The 20239-nt window shown below is 71.3% G+C and carries 18 protein-coding genes; 4 read left to right on the top strand and 14 right to left on the bottom strand.

Annotated elements, in window-relative coordinates; translation table 11 throughout:
• Positions 1-8 precede the first annotated feature (8 nt).
• A complete protein-coding gene (locus ACZ3HQ_RS29030) occupies positions 9-3119 on the top strand; it encodes a tetratricopeptide repeat protein (protein WP_467515450.1) in 3111 nt (1036 codons plus the stop codon).
• Between the two features lie 54 nt (positions 3120-3173).
• Here ACZ3HQ_RS29030 and ACZ3HQ_RS29035 read toward each other — a convergent pair whose 3' ends face one another.
• From ACZ3HQ_RS29035 to ACZ3HQ_RS29055, 5 genes are all read right to left on the bottom strand, one after another.
• On the bottom strand, positions 3174-4877 hold the full coding sequence (locus ACZ3HQ_RS29035; RefSeq protein WP_467515452.1) for a bifunctional uroporphyrinogen-III C-methyltransferase/uroporphyrinogen-III synthase: 1704 nt from the start codon (positions 4875-4877) through the stop codon (positions 3174-3176).
• On the bottom strand, positions 4874-5833 hold the full coding sequence (gene hemC, locus ACZ3HQ_RS29040; protein ID WP_467515454.1) for a hydroxymethylbilane synthase: 960 nt from the start codon (positions 5831-5833) through the stop codon (positions 4874-4876). The genes ACZ3HQ_RS29035 and hemC overlap by 4 nt, the downstream gene beginning before the upstream one ends.
• Positions 5830-7542: a glutamyl-tRNA reductase gene (locus ACZ3HQ_RS29045; RefSeq protein WP_467515456.1), complete on the bottom strand. Its 1713-nt coding sequence runs from the start codon at positions 7540-7542 to the stop codon at positions 5830-5832. The genes hemC and ACZ3HQ_RS29045 overlap by 4 nt, the downstream gene beginning before the upstream one ends.
• On the bottom strand, positions 7539-8297 hold the full coding sequence (locus ACZ3HQ_RS29050; RefSeq protein ID WP_130331179.1) for a redox-sensing transcriptional repressor Rex: 759 nt from the start codon (positions 8295-8297) through the stop codon (positions 7539-7541). Before ACZ3HQ_RS29050 ends, ACZ3HQ_RS29045 begins: the two co-directional genes overlap by 4 nt.
• 221 nt (positions 8298-8518) lie before the next feature.
• Positions 8519-8800, bottom strand: a complete 282-nt coding sequence (locus ACZ3HQ_RS29055) for a glutaredoxin family protein (RefSeq protein WP_467515457.1) — start codon at positions 8798-8800, stop codon at positions 8519-8521.
• Positions 8801-8916: 116 nt separating this feature from the next.
• On the opposite strand from ACZ3HQ_RS29055, the gene ACZ3HQ_RS29060 reads away from it, so the two are divergent.
• From ACZ3HQ_RS29060 to ACZ3HQ_RS29070, 3 genes are all read left to right on the top strand, one after another.
• Positions 8917-9843 (top strand): HAD family hydrolase, encoded by a 927-nt coding sequence (locus ACZ3HQ_RS29060; protein ID WP_467515459.1) that lies wholly within the window; start codon positions 8917-8919, stop codon positions 9841-9843.
• Positions 9844-10131: 288 nt separating this feature from the next.
• Positions 10132-10917: an ECF subfamily RNA polymerase sigma factor, BldN family gene (locus ACZ3HQ_RS29065; RefSeq protein WP_467515462.1), complete on the top strand. Its 786-nt coding sequence runs from the start codon at positions 10132-10134 to the stop codon at positions 10915-10917.
• Positions 10918-11083: 166 nt separating this feature from the next.
• The gene (locus ACZ3HQ_RS29070) at positions 11084-12337 is read left to right on the top strand and encodes a DUF5667 domain-containing protein (protein ID WP_467515464.1); all 1254 of its coding nucleotides are present in this window, start codon (positions 11084-11086) and stop codon (positions 12335-12337) included.
• Between the two features lie 81 nt (positions 12338-12418).
• Here ACZ3HQ_RS29070 and ACZ3HQ_RS29075 read toward each other — a convergent pair whose 3' ends face one another.
• From ACZ3HQ_RS29075 to ACZ3HQ_RS29115, 9 genes are all read right to left on the bottom strand, one after another.
• Positions 12419-13432: a lysophospholipid acyltransferase family protein gene (locus ACZ3HQ_RS29075; protein ID WP_467515466.1), complete on the bottom strand. Its 1014-nt coding sequence runs from the start codon at positions 13430-13432 to the stop codon at positions 12419-12421.
• Between the two features lie 14 nt (positions 13433-13446).
• Positions 13447-14508 (bottom strand): NAD-dependent epimerase/dehydratase family protein, encoded by a 1062-nt coding sequence (locus ACZ3HQ_RS29080; RefSeq protein WP_467515468.1) that lies wholly within the window; start codon positions 14506-14508, stop codon positions 13447-13449.
• Positions 14509-14661: 153 nt separating this feature from the next.
• Positions 14662-14760 (bottom strand): 30S ribosomal protein bS22, encoded by a 99-nt coding sequence (locus ACZ3HQ_RS29085; RefSeq protein WP_003948845.1) that lies wholly within the window; start codon positions 14758-14760, stop codon positions 14662-14664.
• Between the two features lie 133 nt (positions 14761-14893).
• On the bottom strand, positions 14894-15106 hold the full coding sequence (locus ACZ3HQ_RS29090) for a helix-turn-helix domain-containing protein (RefSeq protein ID WP_051781202.1): 213 nt from the start codon (positions 15104-15106) through the stop codon (positions 14894-14896).
• Between the two features lie 129 nt (positions 15107-15235).
• Positions 15236-16051 carry a phosphatase gene (locus ACZ3HQ_RS29095; protein WP_467515469.1) on the bottom strand — a complete coding sequence of 272 codons (816 nt, stop codon included), beginning with the start codon at positions 16049-16051 and terminating at the stop codon, positions 15236-15238.
• 98 nt (positions 16052-16149) lie between these two features.
• Positions 16150-17322: an acetoin utilization protein AcuC gene (locus ACZ3HQ_RS29100; protein ID WP_467515472.1), complete on the bottom strand. Its 1173-nt coding sequence runs from the start codon at positions 17320-17322 to the stop codon at positions 16150-16152.
• A complete protein-coding gene (locus ACZ3HQ_RS29105; RefSeq protein ID WP_467515480.1) occupies positions 17273-18586 on the bottom strand; it encodes an MFS transporter in 1314 nt (437 codons plus the stop codon). Before ACZ3HQ_RS29105 ends, ACZ3HQ_RS29100 begins: the two co-directional genes overlap by 50 nt.
• Positions 18583-19386 carry a VC0807 family protein gene (locus tag ACZ3HQ_RS29110; protein ID WP_467515474.1) on the bottom strand — a complete coding sequence of 268 codons (804 nt, stop codon included), beginning with the start codon at positions 19384-19386 and terminating at the stop codon, positions 18583-18585. Before ACZ3HQ_RS29110 ends, ACZ3HQ_RS29105 begins: the two co-directional genes overlap by 4 nt.
• A gap of 92 nt (positions 19387-19478) precedes the next feature.
• Positions 19479-20123, bottom strand: coding sequence for an HAD family hydrolase (locus ACZ3HQ_RS29115; protein ID WP_467515476.1), 645 nt, complete (start codon positions 20121-20123; stop codon positions 19479-19481).
• Positions 20124-20239 lie beyond the last annotated feature (116 nt).

The raw sequence follows: 20239 nt of genomic DNA on the forward strand, positions 1-20239 counted from the left end.
GGCGCGCGGTGGGGGGTAAGAACAAGACCAAGAGCATCAAGAGCAAGGGAAGAACCAAGAAGAACGGCGGAAACTACGCCGGCAGCCGGTTCGACCATTCCGCCGCTCTCGGCAGCGGTACCCAGTTCAACACCTTTGTCCGGGAGTACGCGCCGACTCCGCCCGCGCTCGCTTCACTGCCGGAGCTGCCGACGGAGTTCACGGGCCGGGAGGAGGACCTCTCCTTCCTCCTGGACGTTCTCAAGCCCGAATCGGGTGTGGAGCGGCCGGTGGTCGTGGTGGCGGGGCTCGGCGGGGTGGGCAAGACGACCCTCGCGCACGCCGCCGGCCGTGAGTCTTTGCGGCAGGAGTGGTTCAACGGCGTACTGCTGGTGGACCTCCGCGGCTACGACCCCCAGCCCGCCCAGGCCGAGCAGACCCTCGACTCGCTGCTCCGTCTGCTCGGGGAGCGGCCGGAGAACATCCCTCCCACCGGACCTGCGCGGGAGGTCTTCTACCGCTCGCGCCTCGCCGAACGCGCTGCGAAGGGTGAGCGGCTGCTGGTCGTGGCGGACAACGCCTTCAGCGCGGAGCAGGTCAAGCCGCTGCTGCCACCGGCTCCGCACGGAGTGATCGTCACGTCCCGCAAGGCCCTGCCAGGGCTCGGGCGGCCCCGCCCACTGCACCAACTGCGCCCGAAGGACGCGGTGACTCTGATAGATCTCGCCCTGCGCCAGGCCGATCCCGATGACCAGCGCGTCGCCGAGGACGAGGCGGCCGCCGAGCGGATCGCCCTCGCCTGCGACTGCCTGCCGCTGGCGCTGCAGATCGTCGCCGCCCAGCTCATCCAGGACCCCGGCCAGTCCCTGGCTGAACGCGCCCGGCTGCTCTCCTCCGGCGAAGGGCGGCTGGACAGCCTCAACGACGGTGAACGCGATCTGCGCACGGTCTTCGATCAAACCCTTGAGACTCTGCTCCCGCAGCAGCAGGACCTGTTCCGGATGCTGTCCCTCAACGCCGGCCCCGACATCTCCACGGCCGCCGTCGCCGCGCTGACGCACCAGAGTGAGCCGGTCACCTCCGGCCAGCTCGACCGGCTCACCGCCGCCCACCTGGTGGAGCGCGGCCCCGTACGCAATCGCTGGCGGATGCACGATCTCCTGCGCGACTACGCGGAGGAGAGCAGGCGCCTCCTCTGCCAGGAGAACCGCACCGCACGCCGCCGCTACGACCAGGCCCACCAACGCCTCAACGACTACTACGTGAACAAGGCCGAGGGTGCCGATTCGCATCTCTCGACGTCCGGCCAAGTGCCGAAGTCCGCAGCATTCACCGATCGCGGTGACGCGCTGGCGTGGCTGGACTCGGAGCGGGCGAATTTGATCGCCACCGCCCACGCCCAGTCCCCCTCCAACACCACCAACCGCCTCAGCTTCGCCCTGCGGGACTATCTGGAGTGGCGTCACCGCTCCCAGGAACTCCTGGTGATCAGCGCTCTGGCCCTGGACACCTGCCGCGCTCTTCACGACCGCCGCAACGAAGCGGGCGCCTGGCACAACCTCGGCAGCGCCCTGGACAATCTGCACCGCTACGAAGAGGCCCTGACCGCGTACACCACGTCACGCGCCATCGCGGAGGAGAACAACGACCGCATCAGTCAGGCGGCCGCCTGGAACGGCATCGGCAACATGATGCAGAGTCTGCACCGCTATCCCGAAGCTCTCGACGCCTACGAGAAGTCACGTGACTTCGCCGAACAGGTCGACAGCGCGCACGGCCGGACCGTCACCTGGAACAACAGCGGTGGCGCGCTGTACAACCTGCATCGCTTCGAAGAAGCCCTCGACGCCCATCACACAGCCCGGACGATCGCCGAACAGGCCGACGACACCGACGGACAGGTCACCTCCTGGAACAGGCTCGGCAACGCACTGCACCAACTGCGCCGCTACGACGAAGCCCTCGACGCCTATCGCAGGGCCCGGACGATCGCCGAACAGACCAGCAACACCGACGGCCGGATCATCGCCTGGAGCGGCATCGGCAACGTCTTGCACAGTCTCCACCGCTACGCCGAAGCCCTCGACGCCACGGACGAATCCCGCACTCTCGCCGAACAGAGCGACGACGCCAAGGACCAGATCGTCGCATGGAACAACCGGGGCGCCAGCCTGCGCAGCCTGCACCGCTACGAAGAGGCTCTCACCGCTCATGACAAGGCTCGCGCCCTGGCCGAGCTGACCAACGACACCAGTGGCGTGATCGGCACGTGGAACGGGACCGGCAGTTCGCTGGAGGGTCTCTACCGCTACCCGGAGGCGCTCGCCGCCTTCCGCGAGGCCCTGAGCTTCGCAGAACGGACGAACCACGCCGACGGACAGATCACGGCGTGGAACCGAACAAGCGACGTCCTGCGACAGATGCATCGCTACGACGAAGCCCTCACCGCGAGCGAGAAATGCCGGGTACTCGCCGAACAGACCAACAACCCCGACGGGCAGATCGCCGCATGGCACAGCACCAGCGAGATCCTGCGACAGATGCACCGCTACGACGAAGCCCTCACCGCGAGCGAGAAATGCCGGGTACTCGCCGAACAGAGCAACAACCCCGAGGGACAGATCGCCGCGTGGAACAGCATCGGCGACGCCCTGAAGGACCTGGAGCGCTACGAGGACTCCCTCACCGCTCAGGACAAGGCCCGGGAAGTCGCCGAACAGACCGGGAACGCCGACACGGCCGTCATCGTCTGGAACAGCACCGGCGACACCCTGACCGCCATGCACCGCTACGAGCAGGCCCTCACCGCGCACCACAAAGCCCGGGCCCTCGCCGAACAGACCAATGACGTCCTGGCGACAGCCATCTCCTGGCACGGCGCCGGGGTCGCCCTGAGGGGACTCGACCGCTACGAGGAAGCCCTCGCGGCCGGTCAGCGCGCCGTTTCCCTGCTGCAAGAGCTGGGAGACCTCAGCCGTACCGGTGAAGCCCTGGGCGAGTTGGCAGAAACGCTCCACGCCTCCGGCGGAACCGACGCCGAGGTACGCGAGACCTGGCGGAGCGCGGCCCAGTCCTACGAAAAGGCGGGCGCGGCCGAGAAGGCGACAAAGGCGTACGCGAAGGCGGAGGAACCAGGCTGACGCGAAGCGGGGCGCCTCCCGTGAAGGGGACGCCCCGCTCATGCCGTGAAGGGCTCAGGTCGTCGTGCGGCGCCTGCGCGCGCCCGGCCGGCGCTCGCTGGGCCGGGTCACCGGGTCACCCGCCTCCAGCGCGGACGTACGGCGCTTCGTGCCGAACGCGGCCAGGGCCTCGGCCAGCTTGTGGACGGAGGGCTCCGGGGCCATGACGTCGACCCGGAGTCCGTGCTCCTCGGCCGTCTTGGCGGTCGCGGGGCCGATGCAGGCGATGACCGTCACGTTGTGCGGCTTGCCCGCGATGCCGACCAGGTTGCGGACCGTGGAGGACGAGGTGAAGAGCACGGCGTCGAAACCACCGCCCTTGATCGCCTCACGGGTCTCCTGCGGCGGCGGCGACGCGCGGACCGTACGGTAGGCGGTGACGTCGTCCACCTCCCAGCCCAGCTCGATCAGCCCGGCCACCAGCGTCTCGGTGGCGATGTCGGCGCGCGGCAGGAAGACACGGTCGATCGGGTCGAAGACCGGGTCGTAGGGCGGCCAGTCCTCCAGCAGACCGGCGGCCGACTGCTCACCGCTCGGCACCAGGTCCGGCTTCACCCCGAAGGCGATCAGCGCGCCCGCGGTCTGCTCGCCCACCGCGGCCACCTTGATGCCCGCGAAGGCACGCGCGTCGAGCCCGTACTCCTCGAACTTCTCCCGGACCGCCTTGACCGCGTTGACCGAGGTGAACGCGATCCACTCGTAGCGGCCGGTGACCAGGCCCTTGACCGCGCGCTCCATCTGCTGCGGGGTGCGCGGGGGCTCGACGGCGATGGTCGGGACCTCGTGCGGCACCGCGCCGTAGGAGCGGAGCTGGTCGGAGAGGGAGGCGGCCTGCTCCTTGGTGCGCGGGACGAGGACCTTCCAGCCGAACAGCGGCTTGGACTCGAACCACGAGAGCTGGTCGCGGCGGGCGGCGGCGGACCGCTCGCCGACCACGGCTATGACCGGGCGCCCGCCGTCCGGCGACGGCAGCACCTTGGCCTGCTTCAGCGTCTGCGCGATCGTGCCCAGCGTCGCCGTCCAGGTGCGCTGGCGGGTCGTCGTACCGGCGACCGTGACGGTGAGCGGGGTGTCCGGCTTGCGGCCGGCCGACACCAGCTCGGCGGCGGCGGCCGCGACGGAGTCCAGCGAGGTGGAGACGACCACCGTGCCGTCCGAGGCACCCACCTCCGTCCAGCACCGGTCGGAGGCGGTACGCGCGTCCACGAACCGCACGTCGGCGCCGTGCGCGTCCCGCAGCGGGACACCGGCGTACGCGGGCACGCCGGTCGCGGCCGCGACACCGGGGACGACCTCGAAGGGCACCCCGGCCGCGGCGCAGGCGAGCATCTCCTCGGCGGCGTCGGTGTCCAGTCCCGGATCACCGGCGACCGCACGGACCACCCGCCTGCCGCCCCGTGCGGCCTCCATGACAAGATGAGCCGCATCCTGGGCAGCGGCCGGGGCCACAGCGGGAGTTGACGCACCGTCAACGACCGTGAGCTGCGGTGCGCCCGGAAGCGCGTCCGGGGAGGAGACCGCCTCCGTCGGCACGACGGAGACGCCCTGCCGGGCGTGCGTCCGGATCACGTCGAGCACCTCGTGCTCGGCGACCAGGACGTCCGCGTGGGACAGCGCCTCCACGGCGCGCAGAGTCAGCAGTCCCGGATCTCCGGGTCCGGCACCCAGGAAGGTGACGTGCCCGTGCTCGGGACCGGCGGGAAAGGCGGTGGGGCTCAATGTGCTCGCTCCCCCATCAGACCGGCCGCGCCCTGGGCGAGCATCTCGGTGGCGAGTTCGCGCCCGAGTGCCATCGCCCCGTCGTGCGTCAGGGGCACGGAACCGGTGGTGGACTGCTGCACCATCCGCGAGCCGTCGGTCGTGCCGACGACGCCGCGCAGGCGCATTTCCTTGATTACAGGCCCGTCGGTCAAGAGGTCGGCCAGCGCACCCACAGGGGCGCTGCAGCCGGCCTCCAGCGCGGCGAGCAGTGACCGCTCGGCGGTGACGGCGGCCCGCGTGTGCGGGTCGTCGAGTTCGCCGAGCGCGGCGACCAGGTCCGCGTCGGATGCCGCGCACTCGATCGCCAGGGCCCCCTGGCCGGGGGCGGGCAGGACCGTGTCGACCGACAGGAAGTCGGTCACCTCGTCGATCCGGCCGATCCGGTTGAGCCCGGCGGCGGCGAGCACGACGACGTCCAGCCGTCCCTCGTGGACGTACCCGATGCGGGTGTCCACGTTGCCGCGGATCGCCACCGTCTCGATGTCCAGACCATGGGTCCGCGCGTACGCGTTGAGCTGGGCCATCCGGCGCGGCGAGCCGGTGCCGATGCGCGCGCCGCGCGGCAGGTCGGTGAACTTCAGCGCGTCGCGGGCCACGATCACGTCCCGCGGGTCCTCCCGCACCGGCACGGCGGCCAGCGCGAGTTCGTCGGGCTGCGTGGTCGGCAGGTCCTTGAGCGAATGAACCGCGAAGTCCACCTCGCCGCGCACCAGCGCGTCCCGCAGCGCCGTGACGAACACCCCGGTGCCGCCGATCTGCGCCAGCGCCTCCCGGGAGACGTCGCCGTACGTGGTGATCTCGACCAGCTCGACGGGCCGGCCGGTCACCCGGCTCACGGCGTCCGCCACCTGCCCTGACTGGGCCATGGCGAGCTTGCTCCGCCTCGTCCCCAGTCGCAGTGCCTTGTCAGTCATGCCGGTCGGTCCTTCTCGTCTGTGTTGTCCACGGCCCGCGAGACGGCGGCGACCGTCTCCGGGTCGAGGTCGAACAGGGTGCGCAGCGCGTCCGCGTACCCGGTGCCTCCGGGCTCGGCCGCGAGCTGCTTGACCCGTACGGTCGGCGCGTGCAGCAGCTTGTCCACCACGCGGTGCACGGTCTGCCGGATCTCGCCGCGCAGCCGGTCGTCCAGGCCGGGCAGGCGTCCGTCGAGCCGCGCGATCTCGGCGGCGACGACATCGGCGGCCATGGTGCGCAGCGCGACCACGGTGGGCGTGATGTGCGCCGCCCGCTGAGCCGCGCCGAACGCCGCGACCTCGTCGGAGACGATACGCCGAACCTGGTCCACGTCGGACGCCATCGGGGCGTCGGCGGACGCCTCGGCCAGCGACTCGATGTCCACCAGGCGCACCCCGGCCAGCCGGTGCACGGCCGCGTCGATGTCGCGGGGCATGGCGAGGTCGAGGAGGAAGACGGCCGGGGCCGGGCGCGGGATCGCGGCGACCGGCTCGGGCCTGCGGTACTCGGGGACGCGGCCGGCGGTGGCGACGGCCTCGGCGAGCGCGGCGATCAGCCCGGCGTCCGCCTCGGGGGTGAACCGGCCGCCCGCGTCGTGCTCGCGGCCCTGCTCCCGCAGGGTGGTGCCCTCGCCGACCCAGGCGGCGTGCTGCTCCAGGGTGGCCGCGTCCATCCCGGCGACGGCGGCCTCGCCGTGCACCGAGAAGCCGGGCGTGCCCTGCACGGAGGCCAGGTCCAGCGGGCAGTTCTCGTCGGTGCCGACACTGGTCGGCGGCAGCGCGTCGGTCCCCGGAGCCTCGGCGCCCGTGTCGGCCGCCGGCTGCCCGGTACGGCCCGCGACCGCCTCGGCGACGGCGTCCGCCGTCAGCACCAGACCGGTCGCGCCGGTACAGGAGACGACCACGTCGGCACGTGTAAGTTCCGCCGCCACGGCGTCCATCCGCACCGCGCGGGCACGGGTGGTGGCGCCCTCGGCGTCGGCGAGGATCCCGGCGAGCCGCTCGGCGCGCTCGAAGGTGCGGTTGGCGACGACGATCTCGGCGACCCCGGCCCGCGCCAGCGTGGCGGCGGCCAGCGACGACATCGACCCGGCGCCGATGACCAGCGCGGTACGGCCCCGCGCCCAGCCCGGCACGTCGGTGCCCGCGGCGAGCTGCTCCAGGCCGAAGGTGACCAGGGACTGCCCGGCGCGGTCGATGCCGGTCTCGGAGTGGGCGCGCTTGCCGACCCGCAGGGCCTGCTGGAAGAGGTCGTTCAGCAGCCGCCCTGCGGTGTGCAGGTCCTGGGCGCGGGCGAGGGCGTCCTTGATCTGGCCGAGGATCTGGCCCTCGCCGACGACCATGGAGTCCAGCCCGCAGGCCACCGAGAACAGGTGGTGGACGGCCCGGTCCTCGTAGTGGACGTAGAGGAACGGCGTCAGCTCCTCCAAGCCCACTCCGCTGTGCTGGGCGAGCAGCGTGGACAGCTCGGCGACACCGGCGTGGAACTTGTCGACGTCGGCGTACAGCTCGATCCGGTTGCAGGTGGCGAGCACCGCGGCCTCGGTGGCCGGTTCGGCGGCGACGGTGTCCTGGAGCAGCTTGACCTGGGCGTCCGCGTTCAGCGCGGCCCGCTCCAGCACGCTGACCGGGGCACTGCGGTGGCTCAGCCCTACGACGAGGAGGCTCATGCCGGCATCACGGCGGGCACGTCCCCGTCGGGTCCCTGGCCGTCGGCGCTCGCACGCTTGGCGGGTACGGCGCCGTCGCCGGACGCGGTCTCCTCGCCGGCCTTGCGCTGCTCGTGGAAGGCGAGGATCTGCAGCTCGATGGAGAGGTCGACCTTGCGCACGTCGACGCCGTCCGGGACGGTCAGCACGGTCGGCGCGAAGTTCAGGATGGAGGTCACCCCGGCGGCCACGAGCCGGTCGCAGACCTGCTGGGCGGCACCGGCGGGGGTGGCGATGACGCCGATGGAGACGCCGTTGTCCTCGATGATCTTCTCGAGCTCGTCGGTGTGCCGCACCGGGATGCCCGCGACCGGCTTGCCGGCCATCGCGGGATCGGCGTCTATCAGCGCCGCGACCCTGAAGCCGCGCGAGGCGAAGCCGCCGTAGTTGGCGAGGGCCGCGCCGAGGTTTCCGATACCGACGATGACGACGGGCCAGTCCTGGGTGAGGCCCAGCTCGCGGGAGATCTGGTAGACGAGGTACTCCACGTCGTACCCGACGCCGCGGGTGCCGTAGGAGCCCAGGTAGGAGAAGTCCTTGCGGAGCTTGGCGGAGTTGACGCCCGCCGCCGCGGCCAGTTCCTCGGAGGAAACCGTGGGCACCGAGCGCTCGGACAGGGCCGTCAGCGCACGGAGGTACAGCGGAAGCCGGGCGACGGTGGCCTCGGGAATCCCTCGGCTGCGGGTCGCCGGTCGGTGAGTTCGGCCAGTTGCCACGGTGCTCCTGCGGGTAGAGCGGGGCTGCGAGCGGTCATGCTTCCCCGGACCGCCCCGTCGACAAGAAGGCTATGTCTTTGTGAACGTGTGCACAAAGATGGTGTCCGATTTGCCCGGCCAACGTGACCGGGGTCACGCATGCCCGTTGCGGGGCCCTACCTGGGGGCAAAACTACACACTCGCCGCGTTTCGCGCCCCCGAGGCCCCTTCGGCACCGTTCGTCACCCCGTCAGCGCGCGGCGCAGCCGTCCCTCGTCCACCCGCCAGAAGGTGTGCTGCTCGCCATCGACCAGGACCACCGGGATCTGTTCCCAGTACTGGTCGTGCAGCGCCCGGTCCTCGGTGATGTCCCGCCCCTCCCAGGGCACGCCGAGATCGCCGCAGACCTTCTCGATCACGGCCTGCGCGTCGTCGCACAGATGACAGCCGGGCTTGCGGATGAGAGTGACCAGCCGCTCCTGGGGGGCGGCCTTGCGCCGGAAGAGGGGACTCATACGGGTCATTGTCCCGCCCCGCGCCCCCGCCGCCGCGCCGCCCGGAGCGGTACGTATGCCCGGAGTTCACAGACTCCGAACCTCTCGGCTCCGGAACCGCCGAACGGACTGGCTATGCTCACGCCATGGCCGCTCTTGGATGGCTCACCCCCCGTAGGCGCTCCGCCACGGCGCGGAGCGTGTTGGCAGGCGAGGCTTCCGCGGAGGCCGCCCGCAAGTCCTCGCAGGAACACCCGGAACCGGAAGGCGCCGAACGGGAACCCGAGTTCCCCGTGCTCGGCGACGACCGGGCCGCCGCCTTCTTCGACCTCGACAACACCGTGATGCAGGGCGCCGCGCTGTTCCACTTCGGGCGCGGTCTGTACAAGCGGAAGTTCTTCGAGACCCGCGAACTCGCCCGGTTCGCCTGGCAGCAGGCGTGGTTCCGGCTGGCCGGGGTCGAGGACCCCGAGCACATGCAGGAGGCCCGCGACTCGGCGCTCTCCATCGTCAAGGGCCACCGCGTGGCCGAGCTGGAGACGATCGGCGAGGAGATCTACGACGAGTACATGGCCGACCGCATCTGGCCCGGCACCCGCGCGCTCGCCCAGGCCCACCTGGACGCGGGCCAGAAGGTCTGGCTGGTGACGGCGGCCCCGGTGGAGATCGCCCAGGTCATCGCCCGCCGCCTCGGCCTCACCGGCGCGCTCGGCACGGTCGCGGAGTCCGTGGACGGCGTCTACACCGGCCGCCTGGTCGGCGAGCCGCTGCACGGCCCGGCCAAGGCGGAGGCGGTACGGGCGCTGGCCGCCGCCGAGGGGCTGGACCTCTCCCGCTGCGCCGCGTACAGCGACAGCCACAACGACATCCCGATGCTCTCCCTGGTCGGCCACCCCTACGCGATCAACCCGGACGCCAAGCTGCGCCGGCACGCCCGCGACAAGGACTGGCGGCTGCGGGACTACCGCACCGGGCGCAAGGCCGCCAAGGTCGGCATCCCGGCGGCCGCCGGGGTCGGCGCGGTGGCGGGCGGCACGGCCGCGGCGATCGCGCTGAGCCGCCGCCGGCGCTGATCCGGCCACCACGGCTCCCGCGCGCCCGAATTATGCATCCGGCCTTCGAACACGCCTCAGCTTTCACAGAAATCAGCCCAGTTTCGATCAACAAGCGATCAGGTTCAGCAACTTGAAGAGTCGTCAATCGCTAACACAGGCGACCTAATCGACGATTTGAGCAACTGGGTGTAGCAGGGTCTACACGAAGCGTTATTCTCCTCAGACGCAAACCGGTACCCCTCCGTCGCTACGACGGGTGAAAGGGCCCGTACTGCACGTGATGGAAGCTCTGCCTCTGGGAGTCCCGTGTACCCACACATCGGGGTTGACGCCTCGGGCCTGGCTACGCTGCGCGCAACTGTCGCAACGGTCAAAGACACGCTGCGCGGCCTCGTCCCCACCGCGCACACCGTCCCCGCCTTCGCCGGCGTCGGCGCCGCGCCCCTCGGTCCGTGCTACGCACTGGCCGAACGCGGCGCGGCCGTCGGCAGACGAGCCCGCTCCACGGGCGCGCCCGCCGCCCGCCGGCCGGCCGCGGACAGTGACAGCGCCCGCATGATGGACCTGGTCGAACGTGCCCAGGCAGGAGAGGCGGACGCGTTCGGCCGCCTCTACGACCAGTACAGCGACACCGTGTACCGCTACATCTACTACCGGGTCGGCGGCAAGGCCACCGCCGAGGACCTGACGAGCGAGACCTTTCTGCGCGCCCTGCGCCGGATCGGCACCTTCACCTGGCAGGGCCGTGACTTCGGCGCCTGGCTGGTGACGATCGCCCGCAACCTCGTCGCCGACCACTTCAAGTCCAGCCGTTTCCGGCTGGAGGTCACCACCGGGGAGATGCTCGACGCCAACGAGGTCGCGCGCTCCCCCGAGGACTCCGTCCTGGAGTCGCTCTCCAACGCCGCGCTGCTGGACGCGGTGCGCCGGCTCAACCCCCAGCAGCAGGAGTGCGTGACGCTCCGCTTCCTCCAGGGCCTGTCGGTCGCCGAGACGGCGCGGGTGATGGGCAAGAACGAGGGCGCCATCAAGACCCTCCAGTACCGGGCCGTGCGCACCCTCGCCCGGCTCCTCCCGGAAGACGCCCGCTGAGGCCGCCCGCCCGCGACGCAGAGCGACGCCCAACTCACCCTTGGTGAAAGTGAGTTGGATTTGCGATCCGGCGGCCCGTCGTCCGTAACCCAAGTGCCGAGCCGCTCGTTGTGCGGGATACAGGCTCCCTGTGAGTCGACCGTCATGACGAGAGGAGGTGCCGCCAGTGATTGCGAACGTATCGGCGCACCGGCGGGCGAACGCCTTCGCCCAGGCCCTGGAGGAGCAGTCCGACCGGGACACGGCGGCCGAGCACGCACACCGGGCGGGAACACCGCCCGCCGAGGACAGATCCGAGCAGGGCGAGCTGCTGGCCCTGGCGGAAGGTCTCGGTGAGCTGCCCAGGCCCCAGCTCGACCCGGAGGTCAAGGTCGTCCAGCGGGCCCAGTTGGTGGCCGCGATGGAGGCCATGCTCCAGGAGGGCACCCTGGGCGGAGCGGCTCCGGCGTCGGTGCCCGAGCAGCGTTCCCCCGGCCGGGGCGCGCACCGGGCGAGCCCGCTGAGCAAGCTGCGCCCCAAATCCCGGCTGGCCAAGGGGCTCACCGCGGGTGGCCTCAGCGTGGGCGTGGCCGCCGGTGCCTTCGGCGGAGTGGCCGCCGCCAGCTCCGAGGCCCTGCCCGGCGATTCGCTGTACGGACTGAAGCGCGGCATCGAGGACTTCCAGCTCAACTACCTCAGCCAGGGCGACGGGGAGCGCGGCCAGGCGTACCTGGACCACGCCTCCACCCGGCTGAACGAGGCCCGCAGGCTGATGGAGCGCGACCGGAGCGGCCAGTTGGACCACGAGTCCATCGGCGAGATCCGCCGCACCCTCTCCGGCATGCGCAACGACGTCACCGAGGGCCACCGCCTGCTGCACGCGGCCTACGAGGCGGACCCCGACTCCCTCGGCCCGATCCAGGCCCTCTCCGCCTTCTCCCGCTCCCACCGCGAGGTGTGGAGCACGCTGAGCGACCGGCTCCCGCTCCAGCTCGGCGATGTGAAGGACGAGGTCTCCTCGGTCTTCGACGCCATAGACGAAGAGGTCGCCCCGCTGGAGTCGCTGCTGCCCAAGCCGCCCGCCACCAAGGGCGACGACGGCCACAGCGGCGAGCGTCCCGGCGTGGCCCCGTCCGGCTCCGCGGGCAACCACCGGTCCGGCTCCCCGAGCACCGGTGGCACCCCGTCGGCGGGCAAGGACCGGGACGGCAGCCCCGGCGCCCCCAGCGGTTCGGCCACCGGTGACAGCGGTGACGGACTGCTCGGCGGCAGCACGGGCGGTCTGCTGGACCCGCCGAAGACCGGTGGCTCCGAGGACGGTTCGCCGTCCGCGGGCAAGTCGTCCAACCCGTCGGGCAAGCCGGACGTCACCCTGCCGCCGCTCCTGCCGGGCCTCCTGCCCGGCCTGGGCATCGACAGCAAGGACGCCGAGCAGCCGTAGCGCGTACGCCAAAGGGGCGCCCCTGTCCGAGCGGGGGCGCCCCTTTGTCATTGCCTCAGCCGTCATTGCCTCAGCGAGCACTCAGAAGAACACCGAACGCCGCTGCACCAGCAGCTTGTACAGCGTGTGCTGAATCTGCTCGCGGACCTGGTCGGTGAGGTTGAACATCAGCATCGGGTCCTCGGCCGCCTCCGGCGGATACCCGTCCGTCGGGATCGGCTCCCCGAACTGGATGGTCCACTTCGTCGGCAGCGGGATCGCCCCGAGCGGCCCGAGCCACGGGAAGGTCGGCGTCAGCGGGAAGTACGGGAAGCCCAGCAGCCGCGCCAGCGTCTTGGCGTTGCCGATCATCGGGTAGATCTCCTCGGCGCCGACGATCGAGCACGGGATGATCGGCACCCCCTGCCGCAGCGCGGTGGAGACGAACCCGCCCCGGCCGAACCGCTGGAGCTTGTACCGCTCCCCGAACGGCTTGCCGATCCCCTTGAAACCCTCCGGCATCACCCCGACCAGCTCGCCCTGGCCCAGCAGCCGTTCGGCGTCCTCGGCGCAGGCCAGGGTGTGACCGAGCTTGCGGGCCAGCTCGTTGACGACCGGCAGCACGAACACCAGGTCGGCCGCGAGCAGCCGCAGATGCCGGCCCGCCGGATGCCGGTCGTGCACGGCGACCTGCATCATCAGGCCGTCCAGCGGCAGCGTCCCGGAGTGGTTGGCGACGATCAGCGCCCCGCCCTCGGCCGGGATGTTCTCGATGCCCTTCACCTCGACCCGGAAGTACTTCTCGTACACCGGGCGCAGCAGGGACATCAGGACCTGGTCGGTCAGCTCCTCGTCGTACCCGAAGTCGTCGACCTCGTAGTCCCCGGTGAGCCGGCGGCGCAGGAAGGCGAGGCCGCGCGCGACGCGCTGGTCCAGGGCGTCGGCCGCCTCCCGGGCGCGCTCCTCGGCCGGGGGCTCGTCCTGCGCGTCGCTTCTGGTGGGCAGCGGCTGGACCGCGCCGGGGCGGCCGCCCGTGCTCCGGCGGCGCTGCGGCCGCTGGCCCGCGCCCCCGCGGGACCGGTCGTCGTCGAACGGAATGACCTTGGCGTCCGCCATCGTTGCCGCTCTCCTCAGTTGGCGCCGGGCCGCGGCACACGGGCGCCGCTCCCGGCGGTCAGCACGGCGACCCGGTCGACGGCCTCCGCGAGCGTCTCGGGCGGCAGCAGCCCGGGACCCTGTCCGCGCGCGAAGTCCGCGAACGTCTCCGCCGTCGTGTACGTGGGCGCGAACCCGAGGGTGTCGCGCATCTGGCCGGTGTCGACCACCCGGCCGTGGGTGAGCAGCCGGATCTGCTCGGGTGAGAAGTCCGTCATACCGAGCGTACGCACCAGCGACCCCGCCCAGGTGACCGCGGGCAGCAGCAGCGGCACGGTGGGCCGGCCGAGCCGGCGCGAGCACTGCGAGAGGAGCAGCACCCCGTCGCCGGCGATGTTGAAGGTGCCGCTGTTGAGGGTGCCCCGGCGCGGCTCGTGCGAGGCGATCCGCAGCACCTCGATCACGTCGTCCTCGTGCACGAACTGCAGCCGGGGGTCGTAGCCCAGCACGGTCGGCAGCACGGGCAGCGCGAAGTAGGAGGCGAGCGGGGTGTCCGGGGTGGGGCCGAGGATGTTGGCGAACCGCAGCACGCACACCGCGACGTCGGGGCGACGCCGGGCGAAACCGCGTACGTACCCCTCGACCTCGACGGCGTCCTTGGCGAAGCCGCCGCTGGGCAGCGACTTGGCGGGGGTGGTCTCGGTGAAGACGGCCGGGTCGCGCGGGGCGGAGCCGTAGACGGTGGTGCTGGACTTCACCACCAGCCGCTTGACCGCGGGCGACTTCTGGCACGCGCCGAGCAACTGCATGGTGCCGATGACATTGGTCTCCTTGACCGTGGCCCGGCTGCCGCCGCCGAGCGCGGTGCCGGTGACGTCCATGTGGACGACCGTGTCGGCGCCGGTCTCCGCGAGCACGCGGGCGACGGTCGGCTGCCGGATGTCGGCCTGGATGAACTCCGCCCCGCCGAGGTCGTGCGCGGGCGGTACGGCGTCCAGGGCGATCACCCGGTCGACCTCCGGGTCCCGCTGGACGCGCCGCACGAACCGGCCGCCGAGCTGCCGGGCGGCTCCGGTGACGAGCACGACCTTTCCCAAGACCAGCGCCTTCCTTCCGCGTCCACGTCCGCGTTCCCCGTGTGCGGCCAACCTATCGGGTCACTGTCGCCAGGAGGTGACCCGGACATGCCGGTGGCCCCCGGTCCTTGTCGGACGGGGGGCCACCGGGAACGCGTCTTCGCGCGGTGCCGCTTACTTCTTGTTGCGGCGCTGAACGCGCGTGCGCTTGAGCAGCTTGCGGTGCTTCTTCTTGGCCATCCGCTTACGCCGCTTCTTGATAACAGAGCCCACGACTACCCTCGCTCACTTCTCATGACTCGGTTGCTGGGCGCCATGGGCCCATACGACCTACGAGGGGTCAGCCTACCCGCCCGAGCGCTGTGGTCGTAATCGAGGGCTTGTTCCGGGATCTTCCGGACCGCCGTCAGGCCGTTTCCACCCCCACGTAGCTCTCCCGGAGGTACTCGTGAACCGCTTGCTCGGGGACACGGAAGGACCGCCCCACCCTGATCGCGGGCAGATGACCGCTGTGCACCAAGCGGTACACGGTCATCTTCGACACTCGCATCACCGAGGCGACTTCCGCCACGGTGAGGAACTGGACCTCGTTCAACGGCCTCTCGCCTGCACCAGCCATGACACACCTGAACCTTCCGCACTCGACGGCCACCGGCTTCCCCTTCCGGTGACTCTTCGTCGTTGCGTGCTCACTCCCCAGACTAGGGGCGGGTGATGCGAATGGGGAAGAGGTGTCCCCATCGGCGGCCTACTGTGACAGACACGCTCGTTTGAGTACGTAGCGGGTGAGCGGGCGGTAGTGACCAGACCGTACGGCGTCATCAAGCGGAACGACGACGGACACCGTTCCCTCCGCCTCGCCGACGAAGGGCGCGGGGTCGTCGGAGTCGGCCAGGCCGATCGCCTCGAACCCCAACTGACCTGCGCCGCAGACCCATCCGTGATCTCCGACCACCAGTCCCGGCAGGGGCCCGCCGGACTCCGCGGCGGCCGCCAGCGCGAGCCGAACCGGGAGCGGGGAATGGCTGTGCGCACCCGGCTCACCACCCCGGCGCCCGCTCGCCGGTTCCCGCACCAGGGCAACCCCTCGTACGTACTCGAGGTGGTGCGTGCGTAGACCGAACCGGGTCAATATGTCGACACAGCGACCCTGCGCGGGGGTGAGAATCTCACATCCCGCCGCCGACACCGCGTCCGCGAGCGCGGCGTAGAACCCCAGGAGCTGCCGCGGGTGCCCGGTGCCGAACAGCACCGGCACCCCCCGCCGGGCCGCGCCGGCGATCGCCAGCGCGAAGGCGTCCAGCGCGGCCAGCGTCCGCTCCGGGTCGATCACGTCCCGGCCCGAAGTATGCAGCGGATCGGCCGAGACCCCGCACCGGTCCGCCATCAGACCGAGCAGTTCCCGCTGCCCCCAGGACCGTTCGGGATCGATCCCGATCAGCGCGCGGGGGTCGCGCGCGGCGAACAGCCGGTAGTTGCGGAGGCTGTCCTCCCGCGCGGTGGCGACCTCCCCGGCGAGACGGGCGGCGAGCAGGTGCGCGCGCAGGGCACCGGTGTCCAACACGGGTGCGATCGTGGCCCATCGGGCGGACGGGCGGAGGGGGAACGGGCAAAGACCGCACGGTTGGCGTAACGATTACTCGCCGCGCCCGGCGGCCACTTTCACGCCAGCAGACCCCGCAGCGGGAACGCCGAGCGCCGGGTGGCCAGTACCGCCTGGTCGAGCCGGTCGGCCGGGTCGTACCCCGACTCCCAGGACGCCCAGCTCACCGGCCAGCGCCCGTCCGTCATCCGCTGCGGCCCCAACTGCCGCGTGCGTGCGTACACTTCCTGCCGCCAGCCCTCGGGGATCACCGTCTCCGGCGCGATCTCCCGCCCGGCCGCGATGCCCACCAGATGCGTCCACGATCTCGGCACCACGTCCACCACCGCGTACCCGCCGCCGCCCAGCGCCAGCCACTTGCCGTCCGCGTAGGTGTGCGCCAGCTCGTGGCAGGCCACCTGGACCGCCCGCTGCGCGTCCAGCGAGACCGCGAGATGCGCGAGCGGGTCCTCGAAGTGCGTGTCCGCCCCGTGCTGCGACACCAGCACCTGCGGCCGGAACTCCGCCAGCAGCTCCGGCACCACCGCGTGGAACGCCCGCAGCCACCCGGCGTCCCCGGTCCCGGCGGGCAGCGCCACGTTCACCGCCGACCCCTCCCCCGCACCCCCGCCCGTCTCCTGCGGCCACCCGGTCGCCGGGAACAGCGTCCGGGGATGCTCGTGCAGCGAGACGGTCAGCACCCTCGGGTCCTCCCAGAACGCCGCCTGCACCCCGTCCCCGTGATGCACGTCCACGTCCACATAGGCGACCCGCTCCACGCCCAGCTCCAGCAGCCGGGCGACGGCCAGCGCGGCGTCGTTGTACACACAGAACCCGGACGCCCCGCCCGGCATCGCGTGGTGCAGCCCGCCCGCGAAATTCACCGCGTGGTCCGCGTCCCCCCGCCACACCGCCTCGGCCGCCGCCACCGACTGCCCCGCGATCAGCGCCGACACCTCGTGCATCCCCGCGAACGCCGGATCGTCCACCGTCCCGAGCCCGTACGAGCCGTCCGCCGTGCGCGGGTCCGCCGACGCGGTCCGCACCGCGTCGATGTAGTCCTCCCGGTGCACCAGCCGCAGCGTCGACTCCCCGGCCGGCCTGGCCGCGACGATCTCCAGCTCCCGGTCCAGGCCCAGGGCCGACACCAGCTTCCGGGTCAGCTCCAGCCGCACCGGAGCCATCGGATGGTCCGGGCCGAAGTCATAGCCCGTTACTGCCTCGTCCCACATCAACTGTGCGCGGCCGCTCATGCCCGCCACCGTATCGGTCGCCCCCGGACGCGAACGACCGGGCGTACACCGTCGTCACCAGCACGAGTGCCATCGGTACGAGCATCGCGCCCCGATAGCTCCACGCCTCCCCGAGCGCCCCGACCAACGGCGAACCGACCAGGAAACCGACGTAGTTGAAGATGTTGAGCCGCGCCACCGCCGCGTCCGACGCACCGGGGCCGTGTCCTTCGAAAGCGCGCCTGCCCGCCGCCGCGAACGTCTGCGGCACCAGCACGCACAGCCCGATCCCCAGCAGGGTGAACCCGAGCATCCCCACCCAGGCCCCCGGCGCCACCGCCACCACCACGAACCCGCAGGCCGCCACCAGCGCCCCGAGCCGCACCACCGCCACGGCCCCGAACCGCCGCACCCCGAGATCCCCGACGGCTCGCCCCACCAGCGTGGTCACCATGTACACGTTGTAGGGAACGGTCGCCAACTGCTCGGACCCGCCCAGCACGTCCTTGACGTACTTCGCGCTCCAGTTGGAGACCGTCGAGTCCCCGATGTACGCGAATGTCATCACCAGACACAGCGGCAGCAGCAACCGGAAGGCCACGCCTTTGCCTTCGCCCGCCTCCTCCGCCGGCGCCGCCTCCCCGTCGACGTACCACCGGCTCCCCACCAGCACGGCCGGCAACAGCACGACCACGACCGGGAGATACGACATCCATAGCGTCAACTCCTCGTGCGCGCCCACCCAGGCGAGCGAGGCACCGAGGATTCCGCCCAGGCTGTACGCCGCGTGGAAGCTGAGCATGATGCTGCGCCCGTACGCCCGCTGCAGGCTCACCCCGAGCATGTTCATGGAGGCGTCCAGCATCCCCACGGACAGCCCGAACACCCCCAGCACCACGGCCAGCTCGGCCACCTGATCCCCGGCACCGACACCGAGCAGCGCCAGCAGCACCACCGGCTGGGACCAGCGCAGCAGCCGGCTCGGCCGCACCCGGCGCACCAGCCGCTCGGTCGCCACGCTCCCGACCCCGGCCAGGATCGGCACGGCCGCCAGGAACACCGGCAGCAGCCCGTCGGACACCCCGTACCGCTCCTGCATGGCCGGGATGCGCGTCACCAGCAGGGCGAAGGCGACGCCCTGGACGAAGAAACCGAACGCCAGCGAGGCCCTGCCCCGCCGCAGCACGTCAGTCATGGCGGCGAGCGTAGGGCCCCGGGCGGTGCGCTGAACAGATCCGGCCAAAGATGAGTTGTGCTCATCTTCGGCCGGTGGAACACGGATCAGGCTGCGGCGGCCAGCTCGGGACGGCCGTCCTGGACGCGCTCTCCGGTCTCGCCGGACTCTGTGGACTCTGGGGACTCTGGGGACTCTGGGGACTCGGCCGTCTGCGCGGCAGCCTCCTCGCACACCATCCGCTCCATCGGGCCGGCCGCGACCGCGCCGCTGACCACGAAGGTCACCACCATCACCACGGCCATCAGCACCCCGCCGAGCCACACCATGGTGTCGACCGGAATGGTGTACGCCCCCACCACACGCGCCACGCACTCGATGAGCAGCGCCACCCCCCACACCAGCGAGAACGCCCGCTCCTTGCGCCGGAAGTCGGCGGACCCCGCCACTGCCCCGGAGGTGAGCCGCTGCCAGGCCCCCTCCCGGGCGGGGTTCCCCTTCACCAGGAAGGGCTTCATCCCCTCGGTCATCATCGGCCGTCCGAGCGCCACCGAGACCAGGATGCCGATCGCCACCGTGCTGCTGACCGCCCCGTCCTTGGCCAGCATCAGCCGCGGGTCCCCCGAGACGAAGCTGAGCGCCAGGCCCACCACGTTCACGGTCAGGATGAGCAGCGCCAGCCCATTGGCCGACCGCTCCCGCACCAGGCTCCACACGGTCCGCAGCGCGGGCCCGACACTGCTCCAGGCGAGCGCGGCGAACGTGCTCATCCCGAAGGCTTCCTTGAAGACGTAGTACGAGCCGAGCGGCAGCGCCACGTCGATGAGGAGCGGCTTGAAGTTCTCCAGCACACCCGGCTGCTTGTCCTGGCGTTTGGTGTCCCGGCCCTGGTTCCCCGTGTTCTTCGTCATGCCCTCAGCTTCGCGGCCGAGGGGGCGCGGCCGACAGAAACGAACGTCCACAGGTCGGCATGACATCCGTCAGGTCCGTGCGATGGCCACGGTCACACCAGCAGGTCAGCCAACTCACCCATGCTGGAAAACAGTTGAGTCGCATCCGCGAGCCTCTCGGGCGGGGTCATCGCGGTGAACCCGTACACGTCCATCCCGGCCGCCCGAGCCGCCTGTACGCCCAGCGGAGAGTCTTCCACGACCAGACACCGCTCGGGGGCGACCCCCATCCGCTCGGCCGCGTACAGGAACAGGTCGGGGGCGGGCTTGCCCCGGCCGACGTCCTGCGAGCTGAAGATACGGTCGTCGCCGAACCACCGGTCCAGCCCGGTCACCCGGTGCCCGACCCGAATCCGCTCATGACTCCCCGAGGAGGCCACGCAGTACGGCACTCCGTCGGCGGTCAGCTTCTCCAGCACCCCTTCGACGCCGGCCACGGGTCGCAGCTCCTCCTCGAAGGCCGCGAACACCCTCGCGTGGAAGACGTCGTCGAAGTCCACGGGCAGCTTCTCCCCGGTCCGCTCCAGCACGGTGTCGTGCACCCGGTGCATGGCGGCGCCCATGTAGTCCCGGAGGGACTCGTCGTACGTCGTCGGGTGCCCCAGCTCGGTCAGATAGGCGGCGAGATGCCGGTTGGAGATGGGTTCGCTGTCCACCAGGACACCGTCATTGTCGAAAAGGATGAGTTCGTAGCGCATATCCCCGACCCTAAGCGGCGACCCTGAACGCAGAAAACCCCCGCACCAAAGGTGCGGGGGTTTCCCATTCAAAATTAGTTCGGCGGCGTCCTACTCTCCCACAGGGTCCCCCCTGC

It is taken from the genome of Streptomyces sp. NPDC018263 (assembly GCF_055562575.1).

Excerpts from the sequence above, each read along its gene's own strand:
- hemC (WP_467515454.1), bottom strand. The coding sequence starts at position 5,833 with ATGACTGACAAGGCACTGCGACTGGGGACGAGGCGGAGCAAGCTCGCC.
- ACZ3HQ_RS29045 (WP_467515456.1), bottom strand. The coding sequence starts at position 7,542 with ATGAGCCTCCTCGTCGTAGGGCTGAGCCACCGCAGTGCCCCGGTCAGC.
- ACZ3HQ_RS29055 (WP_467515457.1), bottom strand. The coding sequence starts at position 8,800 with ATGACCCGTATGAGTCCCCTCTTCCGGCGCAAGGCCGCCCCCCAGGAG.
- ACZ3HQ_RS29060 (WP_467515459.1), top strand. The coding sequence starts at position 8,917 with ATGGCCGCTCTTGGATGGCTCACCCCCCGTAGGCGCTCCGCCACGGCG.
- ACZ3HQ_RS29075 (WP_467515466.1), bottom strand. The coding sequence starts at position 13,432 with ATGGCGGACGCCAAGGTCATTCCGTTCGACGACGACCGGTCCCGCGGG.
- ACZ3HQ_RS29090 (WP_051781202.1), bottom strand. The coding sequence starts at position 15,106 with ATGGCTGGTGCAGGCGAGAGGCCGTTGAACGAGGTCCAGTTCCTCACC.
- ACZ3HQ_RS29100 (WP_467515472.1), bottom strand. The coding sequence starts at position 17,322 with ATGAGCGGCCGCGCACAGTTGATGTGGGACGAGGCAGTAACGGGCTAT.
- ACZ3HQ_RS29110 (WP_467515474.1), bottom strand. The coding sequence starts at position 19,386 with ATGACGAAGAACACGGGGAACCAGGGCCGGGACACCAAACGCCAGGAC.
- ACZ3HQ_RS29115 (WP_467515476.1), bottom strand. The coding sequence starts at position 20,123 with ATGCGCTACGAACTCATCCTTTTCGACAATGACGGTGTCCTGGTGGAC.